This window comes from Sphingopyxis sp. BSNA05 (assembly GCF_013265645.1).
Classification (GTDB): Bacteria; Pseudomonadota; Alphaproteobacteria; order Sphingomonadales; family Sphingomonadaceae; genus Parasphingorhabdus.
The window spans coordinates 1-14,495 of record NZ_PYIA01000009.1; the positions used below are offsets into that span (position 1 = coordinate 1).

The window sequence follows — 14,495 nt, forward strand, 5'->3', positions numbered from 1 at the left end:
TTAACCTGCGTTTGGGCGTCGTAGGCCATGGCACAGGCTGGCAGGGTCTCGCCCACAACGACATCGCCGACGCTGGCGGCAACTACGCCATCATGCAGAATTCGGCTGGCGTAACGCTGCTTAATGCAGCTGGCGGTCAATACATGGATTTTCGCATTGGCAACTCAGGAAGAGCACGCCTGACAGCAGCAGGTGATATGGGCGTCGGTGTCACCGCTCCGTCTGCCAAACTGCATGTGGGGGCACACTACGCAGCAACGGTGCTCTGACCGTCGCAGGTGGCGGGGCTGCCATTACGGGGAACGTGACGGTCAGCAACAACGTCACGATCGGAGGCGATGCGACCGCCGACAATTACTACCACACCTCGGACCGCCGCCTGAAAAGCAATATCCGTCCTCTTGAAGAAGGCGAAAGCATCGTCGCCGGCCTGAGGCCCGTGCGCTTCAACTGGAAAAAAGGCGATAAGCCGAGCATCGGCTTTATCGCCCAAGAGGTTGAAGACGTGCTGCCCGAAGCGGTCATCACTGACGGGAACGGTTTCAAGGCCATGGATTACGACATGCTGGCCGCCCCAATGGTGGCAACTCTGCGGGCGCAACAGGTGCAAATCGCCGCTCAGCAGCAGGAACTCCTCTATCAGCGGGAACAGATTCGCAAGCTGGTCACGACGGTTACCGACCTCACGGCACAGGGGAGATCCCAGTGACCGATGAAACGCCTTGGGGAAATTCTGCAAATCATCTTTTGCATTCTGGCATTAAATTTGGCCCTCTTGTCGGCCATCAAACTTGCCGAAGCGGCAGAGTTTTACCTTCTGCCGTCAGGCCAACAAGCGGTTATTGACGAGCACGGCATTTGCCGCGTCGTCACCAACACCACTGCTAAAACCATCTACATCCCGACGAAGAGTGCCGCCGAATGGTCGTCTTTCTATACCACCGCTTCAGGGAGCGTTACGGCACCTGCTTGCGCGGGATGCACGCTGGATGGGGCGAACGTCGCCCATGGCGCAAGCCGCACGTTTTATCTCTCGACGCGCTCCTGCTACGGCACCTGCGGTGCCATCAGCCAAACGCGAAACTGCTACAACGGCGTGTTTGATGGCAGCGCGAGCTACAGCAAGGCAAGCTGCCCCTCACCCACCTGCGCGAGTTGCACCACCGCATCGGTCAACTGGACGACGGGCACTTTTACCTGCTCCGCGTCGGCCACCGGCGGGTCGCATATAACCACCCGCAATGTGACCGACAACACCGCCCCGAACGTGGGCAGTGCGTCGTTTGAATGTGACGACGGCACGTGGGATCAAGCTTCGGGAAGCTGCGGTGGGGCGAGTTGTGCCCGACCTTGGGGCGGCACTGTGGCCCATGGTGCAAGCGTCACCGCCTATCAGACGTCGACGGTGGGCTGTGGCAACACCTGCACCAGCCAGTCGCGCACCTGTAACAACGGGGCGTTGGGCGGCAGCTACACCAATCAGAGTTGCACCGTGGATGCCTGCGCCAGTTGCACCACCGCTTCGGTCAACTGGACAACGGGCTCATATACCTGCTCAGCCTCGGCCACGTCTGGCGCGCACGGCACCACACGCAATATTTCAGATAGCGCATCACCGAGTATCGGCAGCGCGGCATTCCAGTGTAACAATGGCACGTGGAATCAAAGCTCCGGCAGTTGCGGGGCGGCAAGCTGTGCCCGTCCATGGGGCGGCACCGTGGCGCATGGCGCAAGCGTGACGGCTTACCAGACTGCCTCGGTTTCCTGCGGCAACACCTGCGCGAGCCAAACCCGTAGCTGTAGTAACGGGACGCTTAGCGGCGGCTATACCCATCAGAGCTGCTCGGTGGGGGCGTGCTCAAGCTGCTCGCTCGATGGGGCAACGGTGGCGCATGGTGCAAGTCGGGTCTTCTATCTGTCGAGCCGTTCATGTGGCCAGGCCTGCACCGCCATCGACCTCAGCCGCTCATGCAACAACGGTACGCTCAGTGGCAGCAGCACCTATAATAAAAAGAGCTGCCCAGCTCAAACTTGTGCGAGTTGTACGCGCCCTTGGGGTGGCACCATCGCCCACGGCGCCAGCCTGACAGCCTATCAATCATCAAGCGTTGCCTGCGGTAGCTCCTGCAACAGCCAAACCCGTAACTGTAACAATGGCAGCCTCAGTGGTAGTTATACCAAGCAGAGCTGTAGCGTGCAGGCATGCAATGCTGATTGCACAGCCCCAGATGGTTCGACTGTTGCCCATGGCAGTTGTGTGACCCGATATACTCGCTCGACAGTCATCATTTGCCCTACGGATTTATTTACCTGCATGGACTATTCAACCAGCTGGTGCTGCAATAATGGAACGGGGTCCGGCTCATGGGGGAGTTATGCTTCATGCAATAATAACTACACGGCTTGTTTCGTTCCTGAGGCACTCATTACCATGGCAGATGGCAGCCAAAAGGCCGTCAAAGACTTGAAAGTAGGTGACCTGGTGAAGGGTGAGACCCGAAATAACACCGTTCAACGCGTACCAAGCTTTGACCGCCGTACGAAAATTTACAGCTTCAACGGCGAAGAGGAGTTCGTCACCTCCGGCCACCCGTTCAAGACGCTTAAGGGGTGGAAAGCCATCGATCCGATGGAGACACCGCTTGATGGACACAACGTCAAGGTCACCAAGCTGAAAGTTGGCGATGTGTTGATCCGTGAAGATGGCTCTCATGTGAAGATAGACGAGATTACCGAAACCGAAAAAGAAGCCGACCACCACGTTTACAACCCTGTATTAAATGGTGACCACACCTACTACGCCAACGGCTATCTCGTGCACAACAAACCAAACTGCCCATAAAGGGCAGCAAACTAGGAAGGTTTTGAGGCCAAACAGGATTTACGGAGAGCGAGCGACAACAAAGTCCTCGTCGTATCGTTCTCCACCAGTTTACGGAAGGCGTGCGGACCTCCAACCCGCGCGCTTTCCACCCGAATTGAGAGGTTATGGAGGGCAGGAGTCAGCGGTGATCGCCTGGTCTCCACCAAAAGGTTATGAAGAGCGTAGAGTTTGTGAGCATCGCTGCACTCTTCACCAAAGGTTATGGGGATCGCGGGACGTGGCGTCGCCGCGTTCTCCGCCAGATTGATGACGCCGAAAAGGCCGCTTACGCAGCGGCCTCATAGAGCGGAAGATCGCCACCAAACGCGTCGTCGTATTCGCTACCGTATTGGGCTTCAGCCATGGCCGAGAATACGTCCCCCGGCGCAACGCCGTTGTTGTAGGCGGCGGTGAGGTCGCAAAGCTGCTCGTGGGTAGCGGGCTCGCCGAACTCGGCGATGAGCATCATGTCCACTTCGTAGGTGTATTCGTCCCAGCTCATATCGAGGGTGTTTTCGCGGGTGTAGGTCATTGGTCTGGTCCTTTCGGTTTTTCGTCAATTTTGTGTTCTGGGGCCGGGGTCGTTCGGCCTTTCTGGCAACCAAAAGGCGGGGGCTTCAGGCGGACGGATGCACCCCAAGCGCAGCGCCGGGGCCGGAACGAAGTGGAGGACGGCAAGCGGACTGTTTCTTGCTGCGCGAGGAATGGCCCCAAAAGGATTGAAGGGGCCAGGGGAAGAAACTGAACAGCGCGCCGTTGCATCGGACGCCGCCCCCGCAAGGGTGCCAGAGAGGAAAGGCCAGGGCGACAACGGCCACAGCGCAAAGGGCAACCGAAAGGATCTTCACGAGACCAATGCGCCGGCGAAACCGACATGAATGGGGCGATGGCAAACACCGTGGACATGATGCGGCGTGGTCGCTGTGTCGCGCCCTCCCCTCTCCACGGCTTGCGACGCAAAAACCCGCCTCAGCGAGCATTTACGCGTTGGGCTGAGACGGGCAATTCTGGTTAGAGCCACCGCCTACAACAGCGACATTTGACGGGACGCGGCTTCCAGCTCCTTCCACTTGGGCGACTGCGCCTCTTCGTCCAGCCAAGCGCGCACGAAGGCGACAGGGCCGCCTTCGTCCTCGATGGCCTTGGCGTGGATGAAATGAGACCGATAGCCAGTTTCCGTTATCGGCAGCGGACTGCGAGGTTCATTGAGCACCTCGATTTCGAGGTGCGCCATCCGCTCGCCGTAGATTTCTTCATGCGACTTTGACCAGCTTGGGCAGTAGCGCACCTGAATAGGCACACCGCGCCATTCAATCTGATGGGGTTCATAGGGTTTATACATTCTCTCGCCTCCTGATGGTTCAAGGCGAAAGACAGGCCAGCTCCATGCTGGCCGCCCAACCGGCAAAGCCGGTCGCGCCTGACCCTCTGCCCAGCGGCGAGCGTCACAGACGGTGACGACGGTATCCAAAGTGAGGCGAGCGCCAGCCCAGCGCCAAGCGGGAAGGAAGCCGCCCCGCATGAGGCAGCCACGAGCTGGCTCGAAGGGGACAATCCACCGCCACGCGAATGTTCATCAAAATATGTATGACCATTCCCGTTTCGGGCAGCGGTGGACGGCGACCTTGCAAGCGGTCGCGGCTGGCATAAGCTCGAAGGTGAGGGTCAAGCAAAGAACGCCGCAGCGTATCCGCTGCGACGATTTCGAGGGGGCGTTGCGGGGGACTGAAAGACCTCCCCCGCTAGAAGGGGTGACGGAAAACGGCGCAAACCGTTTGCGCAGGTTGCAGGCAGGGGAAGGCTTTCCCCATTCACACCACTGTTCTTGTTGTGTTCCAGAAAATCGGATATTCTGATACAAAAGATTTAATCATGAAGCGGAATGAATAATGGACACAGAAAAATACAACAGAAGTCTATCGCTTCTCTGCCCTACCTGCGGGGGTACATCGTTCGAATATGAACACGGCGTCGATGAAACCATTGAATTGGCCAGATGTGCTTCTTGTGGGCGAGAACTCACGAAGGACGAACTGATCCACGAGAATAGTGAGAACCTTCAGGAACATGCTCGGGAAATAGCTCAAGAAGCCGCGAAAGACATGGCGGATGAACTTCGTAAATCGCTCAAAAAAGCCTTCCGGGGCAACACGTACGTGAAATTCAAATGATCGATGCTCCAAACATATCATCCAGCGACGTAATCGCCTTCTTGGCCCTACTCATCGCAGTGTACTCTGCCTGGCATCAACGCGCCGTAAATGCGACCCAGCAGCGAGTGAACGAGTTTTTGCTACAACAGGGTGAAAATGAAGCTCTCGATGCCCGCAAAGCCGATCTCGGCGCAAATTTCATCAAGCTGGGCAACAACAAGCATCGCTTAAAGATATGGAACAAGGGCAAAGCCACCGCCCGAAATATCCGGATCGAATTTCCCGACGGCAATGACATCGTTGATGAAGGCGATATCCGCCGAAAGTTTCCGCTGGAGCCTTGGATCAGTTTCAGCCGGTCGAATTACTCGCAATGGTGACATGGGGCTCCAACGGCAAGCAGCATATCAAACTAGTCTGGGATGATGACTCCGGCAGCGACAACGAGAAGAGCATTTACGCAACGATTTGATGCCCACCGAATGCTCTAGAGAATGATGGAATCTGGGTCCGCCTTGCGAAGCATAAACTGCGCGCCATCGTCAGCGTCGATGAGCTGCGTCCCGAATGTCAGATAAACACCGTCCATCGGATAATAGCCGTTATATTCGAAGCCGTCCTGTGTCGCGACACAGCCTGAGATGACGGTGATCAGCCTGCGAAGGACTTCACTTCGGAACACCACATGGCCTTGCGCCAAACGCTCAAAAATGTGCGCCATTTCCCGATTGCAACGGGCAACAGCCATGCCGGGAAGAAAGGTGTTCGCACCATAATCAACGGCCCATCCTAGAGGGTGTTCGTAGATGCGATTGGCATGTTTTGGGGCATCCACAACCTGATAGGATGGGTGATCCCATTTAGCACTCGCAACCATGAAGGCATGTGCGTCTTCATAGGACACGGCCTCCAGACGCGACTGCTTATTTGCGCGACGTCCGGCTTTCAACACAGCGGTCTTAATCTTCGTAAGCCATGCCTCGCGAAGGGAGACGAGTTCCCTGATAAAGGCCTCGTCCAGTTCACCTGTCAGGAACTGGTGGCCGCAGTTAAGACACTCGCGGCCTCGCCGAAACCAGTTCAGATCAGTGTGCCGGTCATCCTGAACACGCTGTGCGCTGGGTTCATTCAGAGTGGTCGGGGAAATCGCTCGACAAACCTGAATGTCTCCGCACTCAGAACAAAATATCTTAGTGCCACCTCTCGTCATCGCTGCTTCCCCCCTACCCTTAGTGCGCCGCTGTTTCCGGAACCGAAGGCAGTGGCGCTCCCTTCAGTCCCTGCTCCACCAATTCCCCAAGAAATTGAGTAAAGGGCACAATATCTTCCTGCACACTCGCCTGTTCGAGCGCGGCCATATAATCGCGCCGCCGCTCGACAGGAACAATCGTCCAAGGATAGCCGCCAGCCGCCAGCATCAGGTTCATCAGGAACCGACCCATGCGGCCATTCCCGTCCATGTAGGGTGGATATAGACGAAGATGAAATGGCCCAGCACAACCCGCACGGCGGGGTGCATTTCCTGCGTGAGCAATTCAAAAAGACGGCCATGGCATCCGGCACCGCGCGCGGCGCCAAAGGCGTGTGCATAGAATTGCGGATGAAGACCCTGTCGCTTCGATAGCCAGCAAGATCGGCCGCTTTGATGATACCCGCCGCAACGCTGGCCCCGAACAGTTCGCGGTACCAGGTGCCGTGGTCATTGTCGGCCACTTCGCCCGGATTCTCATTTCCAAGAACAGCGCGGACGCTGTTTTTGACTTCCTGAAAGGCCTGCCAGTAGCCGCGCGCGGCGAGCGCGTCCTGCTGCTCGCGATCTTTGGCGATGGCATCGGGATTCCAGTCGCCTTGCCGGACGCGCTCAATGAGGTCGCGGCTGACACGATAGCCTTCTATCGACAGCGAGTGATAAGCATCGGTGACGAATGCATCATCGACACGGGCGAGATAGGCATCGGCATCGTTCGGTAGACCGGGGGCTTCCGGGAAGCTTCAATGACGCCTTCGCGCAGTTTGTGCCAGAGAAGCCGGATGCGTGTGGCGGCGGGCGAGAGTTCGCGTTTGGGCAGGTCCAGCGCCATACGGGCTTGAAACGGGTCGGTTTCCCGCACGGTATACCCCGCTGAAGCCATGGTCTTGAGAATATCGTCGGCGATCCGGTCGCGCCCGATATTCCGAAAGGCACCGGCCAGCCTTCCGGCAATGACGCTGTGCCCGCCTTCGAGGAGCTTTGCGAGAAGTGCGGAAGCATCGCGCTGACCAGCAAGGACGACGCGCAGATTGATGGGTTGCTGTTCAAAGATGGCAGGCGCGGCCGCAATCAGCGCGGCTGGAGCGCTGTAGAAACGCAGTCCGTTTTCAGTCTCGATGTCCTCTTCTGGGGGGAGCTCGACACGCATGTCATAGATCGATGTATTGTGAAGCAGCGCAACGGGCTTGTTGCTGCCGCGCGGCGCGCGCACGAGCAGTTGCGCGGGCACTGCCCAGCTTCCTGCATGGAGAGAGAGCGACGCCTCCGGCCCAAGGCACCAGTCATCGCCGAAGCGGTCGTCGAGATAGCGGGTCACAAAATCCCAATAGCTGGCATACCAAGGGTGGTATCACCTGGGCGATCGCTGGGACTGGTAGCAATGTACCACCCCCGTAAAGCTTCAAGGAGAAAACCATTCTCCACCAGCCGTTCACGATGGGTGCGGCTGAGCTCGTCGGAACGCACGATCATGCCGGATTTGTCCTGAAGCTGCTTCAGAGCCTCCAGTGAGCTTGCAAGTTTCTCCTGTGGTGTTGCCATAGCCGGACCCAATCATTTTCGGTTTGAGCGCCGCACAACCTTTCGGTTTTATGCTGCATAATTTTTCGGTTAAAGTGTTATACCATTTTTCGGCTTTGATGACAACGACAGGTTATTGCACTGATTTTGGGCTCAACCCCTACTTTCGTTCAGGCCTTGCCTTGCCGATCACGGCATCCAGCCGAGCGATGAGCTTTTCTAAATCGTCCACGTCAGGCATCTGACCGGCAAATTCATCCGAGTTGGAATGGCCCTCTAAGAGACGGGATGTGTCGTCCTGTAGGGCGACAATCTCATCGGCAAGTTCGTCAGACCAATTTATCTTTGTAATGGCACCGAGCCTGATTTGCTCGCTCCAGCGTTGTACAGTTTCTTTGAAGAGGTCGCGTTCGACCACGACTTCAAGAGTGCGACGGAGTGCCGCAGCCCCATCCTTAACGAGGTCCAACCTCTCATTGCCGCTGACCTGTTTGGCCTTTGCTAAACATTCCTTCGCCTTCGTGGTTTTGCGGTAGGCGCGATTATTCGCTGGTGCATCGTCAATTCTCACACATCCAGGGACACCTTCCAAACGCTGCACCCAATGGCTCGTGACGTCGCAACCAGCGGCGTTAGCCTGATCCGTCAATAACGTCAGAAAAACGAGATCGTGCGTGAAGACGATAACTTGCCGAACACTGGCTTCCTCGGCCAGCCGCTTCGCAATAGCTCGCTTACGCTGGTGATCGAGTGACGTCACCGGGTCGTCAAGGATGATCGCCGCGCTTGAAGGGTTGAGATTCACCTCGGTGAGAAAATCCGCCAATGACAGTGCGCGCTGCTCGCCTTCACTAAAGATATCGTCGGATTTGTGACCACCTTTCGCGCTGAGCCGGCGAAGGGTTTTGCCATCACTGCCACGTGCTTTGAACTCAAAAGGAAGAGAGCAATCGAGACTGGCACACTCATCCTTCAAGCGTTCCTTATAGTCCCCCTCAATAAGTTTCTTGAACACCACCTTTTGACGGTCGGTAATAAACCGGGAGTTCGGACGGGAATTGCTCGCTTTTTCGATCCAAGCCAAGTCTTCCACGAAGGCAACGATATCATCTATGTTCTTGCTAAGCACCTGTCGTTGACGAAGGGAGATGCGCTCCTCCTTGAGCGTTGCGAGAAGCTCGTCAAACTTACCATCACGTAGCGCTTCTTCCTGTGTGGCGATATCGGTGAGCGCGTTCGCCAGTGCGTCATCTGGAACGGCGAGGTCGCCGGTTGGAAGGTCATCCACAACTCCCTTTTCAATTGCCGCAACGAGTGAGTTGCGCCGTTTGTCAAAGGTTGAAGCGAGTGCATCAATTTCGGCAACCAAAGAAGGGTTGATCTTGGATAGGTCAGCACGGATGCGGCTCTCGGCGGGCAGCAATCCGCAGTTATACCCTTTGAGTTGGGCGATGTAGTCATTCAGTTGGTTGTCGGCAGCAACGGCCGCTTTACGCGCCTCATGGTCGAGAAAGCCCCACATCCGACTTATCAATGTGGCAGACGGCTCATCGAGGGGGCGATGGCAGAGCAAACAAGGATCGCCTTCAGCTGGGTATTCGCCACCTTCTTTGCCGCCTAGTCTTCGACTTGCGAGCACAAACTGATCCCAATCGGCTGAGCCCGTTTCTGTCAACTGAGGGTGGGAAACTGTCTCACTTCCAGCCTTTACCGCCTCTAGCAATGCGGCCTTGTGATTGTTCAGAAATCCGCGCGCCTTCTCACAGGCATCGTTTCCAAGCGCGGATGCTAAATCCCTTATCGTCTTTTGAAGTGCTTCGATGTCGGTCTTTGCCGCCGCAAGAGCTCTAAGCGTCTCGACAGGCGACTTAGCGAGAAGTTCCTTCTCCTGTCGGGCAACCTCATCCAAGCGTTCCTGTTCTGCCGCACCAAAGGTGGCAAGGGCTCGGACCTGTTCGATATCTGAGCTAGCGTTCAATGCTGCTATTTTGTCTGCAATAGGCCCTGGGTCCGCGAAGAGCTGCTCGAACTTGTTCGGTCTCGTCTTGGAATTGATGTTTGCTTCCAGCTTTTCTGCAATGAGGCTAAGGACACGCATGGCTTCATCGAAAACATCGAACCCAGCGGGCTGGAATCCCAGTTCATTCTCTTTGGCCAGATGAATGCGAGCAACGGATGAATCGAAGACGCTAATCCGCTTGAGGTCGTCATGTTCATCACCATCCGTAAAGACGATATCCTCGTCGAAGCCATTGCCACGGTCGATGACGAATTGGGCGGTTGCGGGGGTATCAGCGGCCTCATCATCGTAGATATTGCGAATAATTTGTGGACGCGAACGACTGAAACACGCGCATGAAAGAATGCGGGCAAAACCGCTTTTTCCGGCACCGTTATGTCCATAGATGACGGTCAACTGGGGGCCAAAGGTCATGTGGGCGACCTCAGGAATTGCGTTCACATTTTGCAGCGATTTAACGGCCTGGAGCGCAAGCGGCGTCCCCTCGACGGCTGAGCGGCCCGTGACCGAGTCTGGAACTTCGGGCAGTTCCTCGTCACCATTGTCGAGTTCCCGGTCCCGCAGAAAGAGACGATAGGCTTCATCAATGCGGGCATCGGAAAGCGTGCCGTCTCGCACTGCGTGCGAGATGACGTATCGCTGCCAGTCCGCAATGGCCTTCCCCCATGAATTCAGCTCGTCCCATATCGTTGTCTTCGGTTGAACCTGGTCGGGGGGCACAGATGCCGCACTCCCACCATTTGCAACTCCCAAATCGTCCATCACCTTCCCCCGGAATTTGTGTCATTAGCCAGCTATCACGCTCAATTTCAGTGAAAGTTTATCACTAAAGTTTCATGTTGGGGGAAGTAAAACGATTGAGGCCGCCTAAGCGGCGGCCTCAAGTTCGTCAACGGCATGGGCCTTCTCGCGCAAACTAGCCAAAAAGTCAGCGGCTTTCGAAGCCTGCGATGCAGCGGTGAAAATGGCCTTCTTGTCGGCCTTCAGCACCTTCAGCCAATGGTAAACATAAGCGGCATGGTCAGGACGTGGCTGCGGCGAAATCCCTATATCGGCGCATAGGAACGCTGAACCCAGCTCCGCGACCAGTTCTTCCATCGCATAGGCTTCGTCGCCAAAGCGCTTGCCGAATTCGCGTTCGCAACGCTTCTTGTGGCCAGTCCAATGGGTCAGCTCATGCAGGAGCGTTCCATAGTAGGCTTCAGTCGGTGTGCTGGTCGCAGTGCCAAGGAAGCGTTCTCGCTCGGGCATCTGGATAAAATCCTGATTGGGATTGTAGTAGGCACGGCCACCGCCGTGACGAACGAGAGCCTTGCTTGCAGCGACAAAGGCTTCAGCCTGTTCGATAGGCGTTGCAGGATTTTCCGGCATCGGCAGCGGTTCACGCTCATAGCCATCAACTTGCTCGGCATTGAAGACGGTGGATGCGCGCGCCATGAGGCGGGTCTCGGTAGAGGTCATGCCGGTATCAGCATCCTGATCTTCAAATTCCAGCTCTTTGTAGAAGACGACAAGCGAGCCCTTCTCGCCTTTGCGGACTTGGCATCCACGGTTCTGCCACTGGCGGTAAGTGCCCCAAACGCCTTCGGTATAGCCGCGCGCTTCGCCCGCAACCCAGAGGTTGAGGATGTTGACACCACGATAGTGCGCGCGGGTGTCGATATTGACGGGACGATTAAGCCCTTTGCCCGAGCGGTGCCATGGCATCTGCCATTCGCCAGCGCCCGCTTCGATCGCGGCGATGATGTTATCCGTCACCTACTGATGAACGTCGCGGCGTTCCACATTCGTGCGTCGTGAGCGACGTGATTTCGTTTTGGTCGTCATTGGTCTTGCCTCCTTTGCTGTTGGAGGCCGCGCTTGATCGCGGCCTTTCGTGAGGCTCGACCAAGCGGACGGGAGGCTGCGCGCATCCCGAAGGGACGGCAGCGAAGCGAACGAGGGTAAGGAGGCTGTTTCTTGAAGCGCAGCGCCGCGAGGAGCCGTTCGTCCGAACGGCGGGGAAGAAATTGCCGACGCACCTTTGCGCGCCTGAAGCCGACCGGACGCTAGACAGCCATCACAAGGGAAAGGCCGCCAAGCGCGGGATCAAGCAAAGGACGAATTGGCAAGACCAACGCCCCGGAAACGGCTCGCGTACGACTAACTGGCGGAAAAGGCCTGCAATCTCGGAAACGGCGGTTATAGTCGCAGCATGAGAAGCGCCGAGCGCGTAAAGTATGGGAGAAGATGATGGACCCTACGGCATTCTTCGTTTTGGTCGGTATTGGCTTCGTGATCTATTTGGTGTTCCAGATGAAGAAGGGATACCAGGAAGGCTATCAGCGCGGACAGGCACAAGCAGTTGCAAAGGGCGCGAAGCCTTGGGGAAAGCCCATGGGGTTCGGCTATGGCAGTGCCTACTTCATGTTGCCGGAACAGATTATTGAGGCCGGTAACGGCATTTCGAGCGAAGAGATGTTCCGTCGGTTCCGCGAGAAAGAGCTCAACTTCCTGATCACTGGTCATTTGTCGCAAAAGGGCCAAGAAGCCCTCACCACTGTTGAAGGCGATGGTCACCTTTTGACCATTGCGCCAACCCGCGCGGGCAAAGGCGTCTCGGCCGTGATCCCAAATCTGCTGATGTACGGCGGCTCGATGGTCGTGAACGACATCAAGGGAGAGAATTACGCAGTGACGGCCGATTGGCGTCGGCAGATGGGCCATCGCGTCCTCAAGTTTGCGCCTTTCGATGATGACACAGACTTCTGGAACCCCTTCGATCTGATCGAAGAGGGAGACGAAGCTTGGGAGGATGTTCGGTCCTTCGCTGAGCTTCTGATTGTTGATCGAGGCGCCAAAGACGAATTCTGGAACAATGAAGCGCGGAACCTGCTTTCAGGTGTTCTTCTCTACATTGTGTCCGAGCTGCCTGAAGAAGAGCACACAATGTGGACGCTCCGACACTTCCTGACGCTTGAGGCTGAAGAGCTAGAGGTGTTTCTCAGGGAGAAAATGCTCGAGAGCAAAACCACGCAGGTGCAGCGCGCAGCATCAGCGTTCTTGCAAGGCGACCCAAAAGTGCGCGCTGGCATCATGAGCACGCTCAATTCTCAGATGGGTATCTGGGACAGTCCGCGTTTGCAGCGGATGATGGCGACGAACACATATCGCCTGCCGAGGATGCTGCTTGAGCCGATAACGGTCTATTTCTCAATTCCGCCTGGCAAGCTCGATAGCTACGCCCCGGTCATCCGTCTGTTTATGGGAACGCTGATTAAGCACTTCTCGGGCTACACGCGAAAAGGCGATTATCCGGTGCTTTTCATGCTGGATGAATTTCCTGCGCTGGGCCGAATGAAGGTGATTGAGGAAGGCATCACCTACATGGCGGGCTATGGCATCAATTTCTGGCTATTCGCACAGGATCTGAAGCAGCTTGCTGCTGTGTACGGTGATAAGGCAGATTCGATCATATCGAATTGCGCCGTGAAACAGGTTTTTGGCGTTGCGGACGTAGAGACTGCCCAATGGGTCAGCCTCATGTGCGGCGAGACGACGACGCCTTCAATCAGCTATTCGAACGAAAATGGGCTCACCATCAACAACGGGAATTTGACCCTGTCGTCCGGCGCGAGGCCGTTGCTCACGCCAAACGAGGTGATGAATTTCCCGATGGCGCACCAGCTATTGTTTTACAGAGGACAGCAGGTCGTGTCGGCCATGAAGGTGAACTACCTTGAGGACGCAATCTTCAAGCACAGGGATGGAACGCCGATTTATGATCCGAACCCGTTTCATCACTGAGGCATAGAAAAGCCGCATCGGCGGCTACCTCCTCCGATGCGGGCCAGTTCCCCCCTTCTTCTGGCCGAAGGCCTATTCAACGTCTTCGAGCGTTTCCGCATGCGGCCGGGGTTCCTCAGGAACGTCCCGCACGGGGCGATGGCTCTTAAGCCACTCGATGAATCGGTTCCGATCTATGTAGATGCGTGATCCGATCCGAATGAGGCAGGCTTCAAAGCCGTTACTCTTGCCATTGTATATCCACCAGCGGACTGTCTTCTCGCCAAAGGCTGGAAATGCAGTCACCAGCTGGTCGATGGTCAGGATGTTCTCTCCATCCATGAGCAGACCCTTTCATTTGACATAATGGTCTCATTCTTATGGATGGTGGCAGAAATCTGCGGGTGTCAGTATGCCAGACCATGGTCTTAACTGACGCCGTGGACTTTCGGTCAAGTCGGTCACTTCCCGTGGGTTGCCGTGGCTTACCGTGAAGTACTGCGTCAGGAATTGAAAAAGGGCCTGGCAATCGCCAAGCCCTTGAAAATGGTTGCGGGGGCAGGATTTGAACCTGCGACCTACAGGTTATGAGCCTGTCGAGCTACCGGACTGCTCCACCCCGCGTCATCACGAAAATTATGGGGTGAGTTTGCAAAATTTTCAACCGCCTCGGCTCGATCGCTGGCTGTTGAGATTTGCTGTCGGTAACCGTGCCAATTTTGGTCTTACTGTGCCAAAATTGTGCCAAATGCAAAAAACAAGGGGCTAGCTTTTCAGCTAACCCCTTGATTTATTTGGTTGCGGGAGTAGGATTTGAACCTACGACCTTCAGGTTATGAGCCTGACGAGCTACCGGACTGCTCCATCCCGCGCCAACATTCTGGATCGTCTATCAGACTTATCCAAAAATCAAAAAAGCGGCCG

General features: G+C 56.2%; 17 protein-coding genes and 2 tRNA genes. 8 read left to right on the plus strand and 11 right to left on the minus strand.

Features of this window, described 5'->3' with window-relative positions; translation table 11 throughout:
- The 3 genes from C8024_RS00885 to C8024_RS00895 form a co-directional block, all read left to right on the plus strand.
- Positions 1 to 269, plus strand: a 269-nt coding sequence (locus C8024_RS00885; RefSeq protein WP_173202611.1) for a hypothetical protein, incomplete at its 5' end; no start/stop codon positions are given.
- A 35-nt stretch (positions 270 to 304) separates the two neighbouring features.
- Entirely contained in the window at positions 305 to 709 is a 405-nt protein-coding gene (locus C8024_RS00890; RefSeq protein WP_173202612.1) for a tail fiber domain-containing protein, read from the plus strand.
- Between the two features lie 3 nt (positions 710 to 712).
- Positions 713 to 2,842: a Hint domain-containing protein gene (locus tag C8024_RS00895; RefSeq protein ID WP_173202613.1), complete on the plus strand. Its 2,130-nt coding sequence runs from the start codon at positions 713 to 715 to the stop codon at positions 2,840 to 2,842.
- Between the two features lie 307 nt (positions 2,843 to 3,149).
- Here the strand turns inward: C8024_RS00895 and C8024_RS00900 are convergent, their stop codons facing one another.
- Both C8024_RS00900 and C8024_RS00905 read right to left on the minus strand, forming a co-directional pair.
- Positions 3,150 to 3,395, minus strand: coding sequence for a hypothetical protein (locus C8024_RS00900; RefSeq protein WP_173202614.1), 246 nt, complete (start codon positions 3,393 to 3,395; stop codon positions 3,150 to 3,152).
- A 492-nt stretch (positions 3,396 to 3,887) separates the two neighbouring features.
- Positions 3,888 to 4,205, minus strand: a complete 318-nt coding sequence (locus C8024_RS00905; RefSeq protein ID WP_173202615.1) for a hypothetical protein — start codon at positions 4,203 to 4,205, stop codon at positions 3,888 to 3,890.
- A gap of 547 nt (positions 4,206 to 4,752) precedes the next feature.
- Here C8024_RS00905 and C8024_RS00910 point away from each other — a divergent pair.
- Together C8024_RS00910 and C8024_RS00915 are read left to right on the plus strand one after the other, a co-directional pair.
- Positions 4,753 to 5,034 carry a hypothetical protein gene (locus C8024_RS00910; protein WP_173202616.1) on the plus strand — a complete coding sequence of 94 codons (282 nt, stop codon included), beginning with the start codon at positions 4,753 to 4,755 and terminating at the stop codon, positions 5,032 to 5,034.
- Positions 5,031 to 5,396 carry a hypothetical protein gene (locus C8024_RS00915; protein WP_217271910.1) on the plus strand — a complete coding sequence of 122 codons (366 nt, stop codon included), beginning with the start codon at positions 5,031 to 5,033 and terminating at the stop codon, positions 5,394 to 5,396. The genes C8024_RS00910 and C8024_RS00915 overlap by 4 nt, the downstream gene beginning before the upstream one ends.
- A 107-nt stretch (positions 5,397 to 5,503) precedes the next feature.
- Here C8024_RS00915 and C8024_RS00920 read toward each other — a convergent pair whose 3' ends face one another.
- Together C8024_RS00920 and C8024_RS20670 are read right to left on the minus strand one after the other, a co-directional pair.
- Positions 5,504 to 6,226, minus strand: a complete 723-nt coding sequence (locus C8024_RS00920) for a hypothetical protein (RefSeq protein WP_173202617.1) — start codon at positions 6,224 to 6,226, stop codon at positions 5,504 to 5,506.
- 19 nt (positions 6,227 to 6,245) lie between these two features.
- Positions 6,246 to 6,443, minus strand: a complete 198-nt coding sequence (locus C8024_RS20670; protein ID WP_254305440.1) for a hypothetical protein — start codon at positions 6,441 to 6,443, stop codon at positions 6,246 to 6,248.
- A 59-nt stretch (positions 6,444 to 6,502) separates the two neighbouring features.
- Between C8024_RS20670 and C8024_RS20675 the strand changes: the two genes are divergently transcribed.
- Positions 6,503 to 6,640: a hypothetical protein gene (locus tag C8024_RS20675; protein WP_254305441.1), complete on the plus strand. Its 138-nt coding sequence runs from the start codon at positions 6,503 to 6,505 to the stop codon at positions 6,638 to 6,640.
- A 71-nt stretch (positions 6,641 to 6,711) separates the two neighbouring features.
- Complete coding sequence (locus C8024_RS20680; protein WP_254305442.1) at positions 6,712 to 6,987, plus strand: hypothetical protein; 276 nt, start codon at positions 6,712 to 6,714, stop codon at positions 6,985 to 6,987.
- On the opposite strand, the gene C8024_RS20685 is transcribed toward C8024_RS20680, so the two are convergent.
- From C8024_RS20685 to C8024_RS22690, 4 genes are all read right to left on the minus strand, one after another.
- Positions 6,909 to 7,583: a hypothetical protein gene (locus C8024_RS20685; protein ID WP_254305443.1), complete on the minus strand. Its 675-nt coding sequence runs from the start codon at positions 7,581 to 7,583 to the stop codon at positions 6,909 to 6,911. The genes C8024_RS20680 and C8024_RS20685 overlap by 79 nt on opposite strands.
- On the minus strand, positions 7,580 to 7,807 hold the full coding sequence (locus C8024_RS20690; protein ID WP_254305444.1) for a hypothetical protein: 228 nt from the start codon (positions 7,805 to 7,807) through the stop codon (positions 7,580 to 7,582). Before C8024_RS20690 ends, C8024_RS20685 begins: the two co-directional genes overlap by 4 nt.
- Positions 7,808 to 7,946: 139 nt before the next feature.
- On the minus strand, positions 7,947 to 10,568 hold the full coding sequence (locus C8024_RS00930) for an AAA family ATPase (RefSeq protein ID WP_173202618.1): 2,622 nt from the start codon (positions 10,566 to 10,568) through the stop codon (positions 7,947 to 7,949).
- Positions 10,569 to 10,673: 105 nt separating this feature from the next.
- Complete coding sequence (locus C8024_RS22690; RefSeq protein ID WP_367947083.1) at positions 10,674 to 11,564, minus strand: ArdC family protein; 891 nt, start codon at positions 11,562 to 11,564, stop codon at positions 10,674 to 10,676.
- Positions 11,565 to 12,035: 471 nt separating this feature from the next.
- On the opposite strand from C8024_RS22690, the gene C8024_RS00940 reads away from it, so the two are divergent.
- Positions 12,036 to 13,592 (plus strand): type IV secretory system conjugative DNA transfer family protein, encoded by a 1,557-nt coding sequence (locus C8024_RS00940; RefSeq protein ID WP_173202619.1) that lies wholly within the window; start codon positions 12,036 to 12,038, stop codon positions 13,590 to 13,592.
- A 72-nt stretch (positions 13,593 to 13,664) separates the two neighbouring features.
- On the opposite strand, the gene C8024_RS00945 is transcribed toward C8024_RS00940, so the two are convergent.
- The 3 genes from C8024_RS00945 to C8024_RS00955 all read right to left on the minus strand — a co-directional run bounded on the left by C8024_RS00945 (position 13,665) and on the right by C8024_RS00955 (position 14,443).
- Positions 13,665 to 13,913, minus strand: coding sequence for a hypothetical protein (locus tag C8024_RS00945; protein WP_173202620.1), 249 nt, complete (start codon positions 13,911 to 13,913; stop codon positions 13,665 to 13,667).
- A 205-nt stretch (positions 13,914 to 14,118) separates the two neighbouring features.
- Positions 14,119 to 14,195: transfer RNA gene (locus C8024_RS00950), tRNA-Met, on the minus strand.
- Between the two features lie 171 nt (positions 14,196 to 14,366).
- Positions 14,367 to 14,443 (minus strand) — tRNA-Met (locus C8024_RS00955).
- Positions 14,444 to 14,495: the final 52 nt, after the last annotated feature.

What these genes read in the sequence shown, in the direction of transcription:
- C8024_RS00945 (WP_173202620.1), bottom strand. Translation starts at nt 13,913, where the DNA reads ATGGATGGAGAGAACATCCTGACCATCGACCAGCTGGTGACTGCATTT.
- C8024_RS00940 (WP_173202619.1), top strand. Translation starts at nt 12,036, where the DNA reads ATGATGGACCCTACGGCATTCTTCGTTTTGGTCGGTATTGGCTTCGTG.
- C8024_RS00915 (WP_217271910.1), top strand. Translation starts at nt 5,031, where the DNA reads ATGATCGATGCTCCAAACATATCATCCAGCGACGTAATCGCCTTCTTG.
- C8024_RS00910 (WP_173202616.1), top strand. Translation starts at nt 4,753, where the DNA reads ATGGACACAGAAAAATACAACAGAAGTCTATCGCTTCTCTGCCCTACC.
- C8024_RS00930 (WP_173202618.1), bottom strand. Translation starts at nt 10,568, where the DNA reads ATGGACGATTTGGGAGTTGCAAATGGTGGGAGTGCGGCATCTGTGCCC.
- C8024_RS00905 (WP_173202615.1), bottom strand. Translation starts at nt 4,205, where the DNA reads ATGTATAAACCCTATGAACCCCATCAGATTGAATGGCGCGGTGTGCCT.
- C8024_RS20690 (WP_254305444.1), bottom strand. Translation starts at nt 7,807, where the DNA reads ATGGCAACACCACAGGAGAAACTTGCAAGCTCACTGGAGGCTCTGAAG.
- C8024_RS20675 (WP_254305441.1), top strand. Translation starts at nt 6,503, where the DNA reads ATGGCCCAGCACAACCCGCACGGCGGGGTGCATTTCCTGCGTGAGCAA.
- C8024_RS00920 (WP_173202617.1), bottom strand. Translation starts at nt 6,226, where the DNA reads ATGACGAGAGGTGGCACTAAGATATTTTGTTCTGAGTGCGGAGACATT.
- C8024_RS20670 (WP_254305440.1), bottom strand. Translation starts at nt 6,443, where the DNA reads ATGAACCTGATGCTGGCGGCTGGCGGCTATCCTTGGACGATTGTTCCT.
- C8024_RS00895 (WP_173202613.1), top strand. Translation starts at nt 713, where the DNA reads ATGAAACGCCTTGGGGAAATTCTGCAAATCATCTTTTGCATTCTGGCA.
- C8024_RS00900 (WP_173202614.1), bottom strand. Translation starts at nt 3,395, where the DNA reads ATGACCTACACCCGCGAAAACACCCTCGATATGAGCTGGGACGAATAC.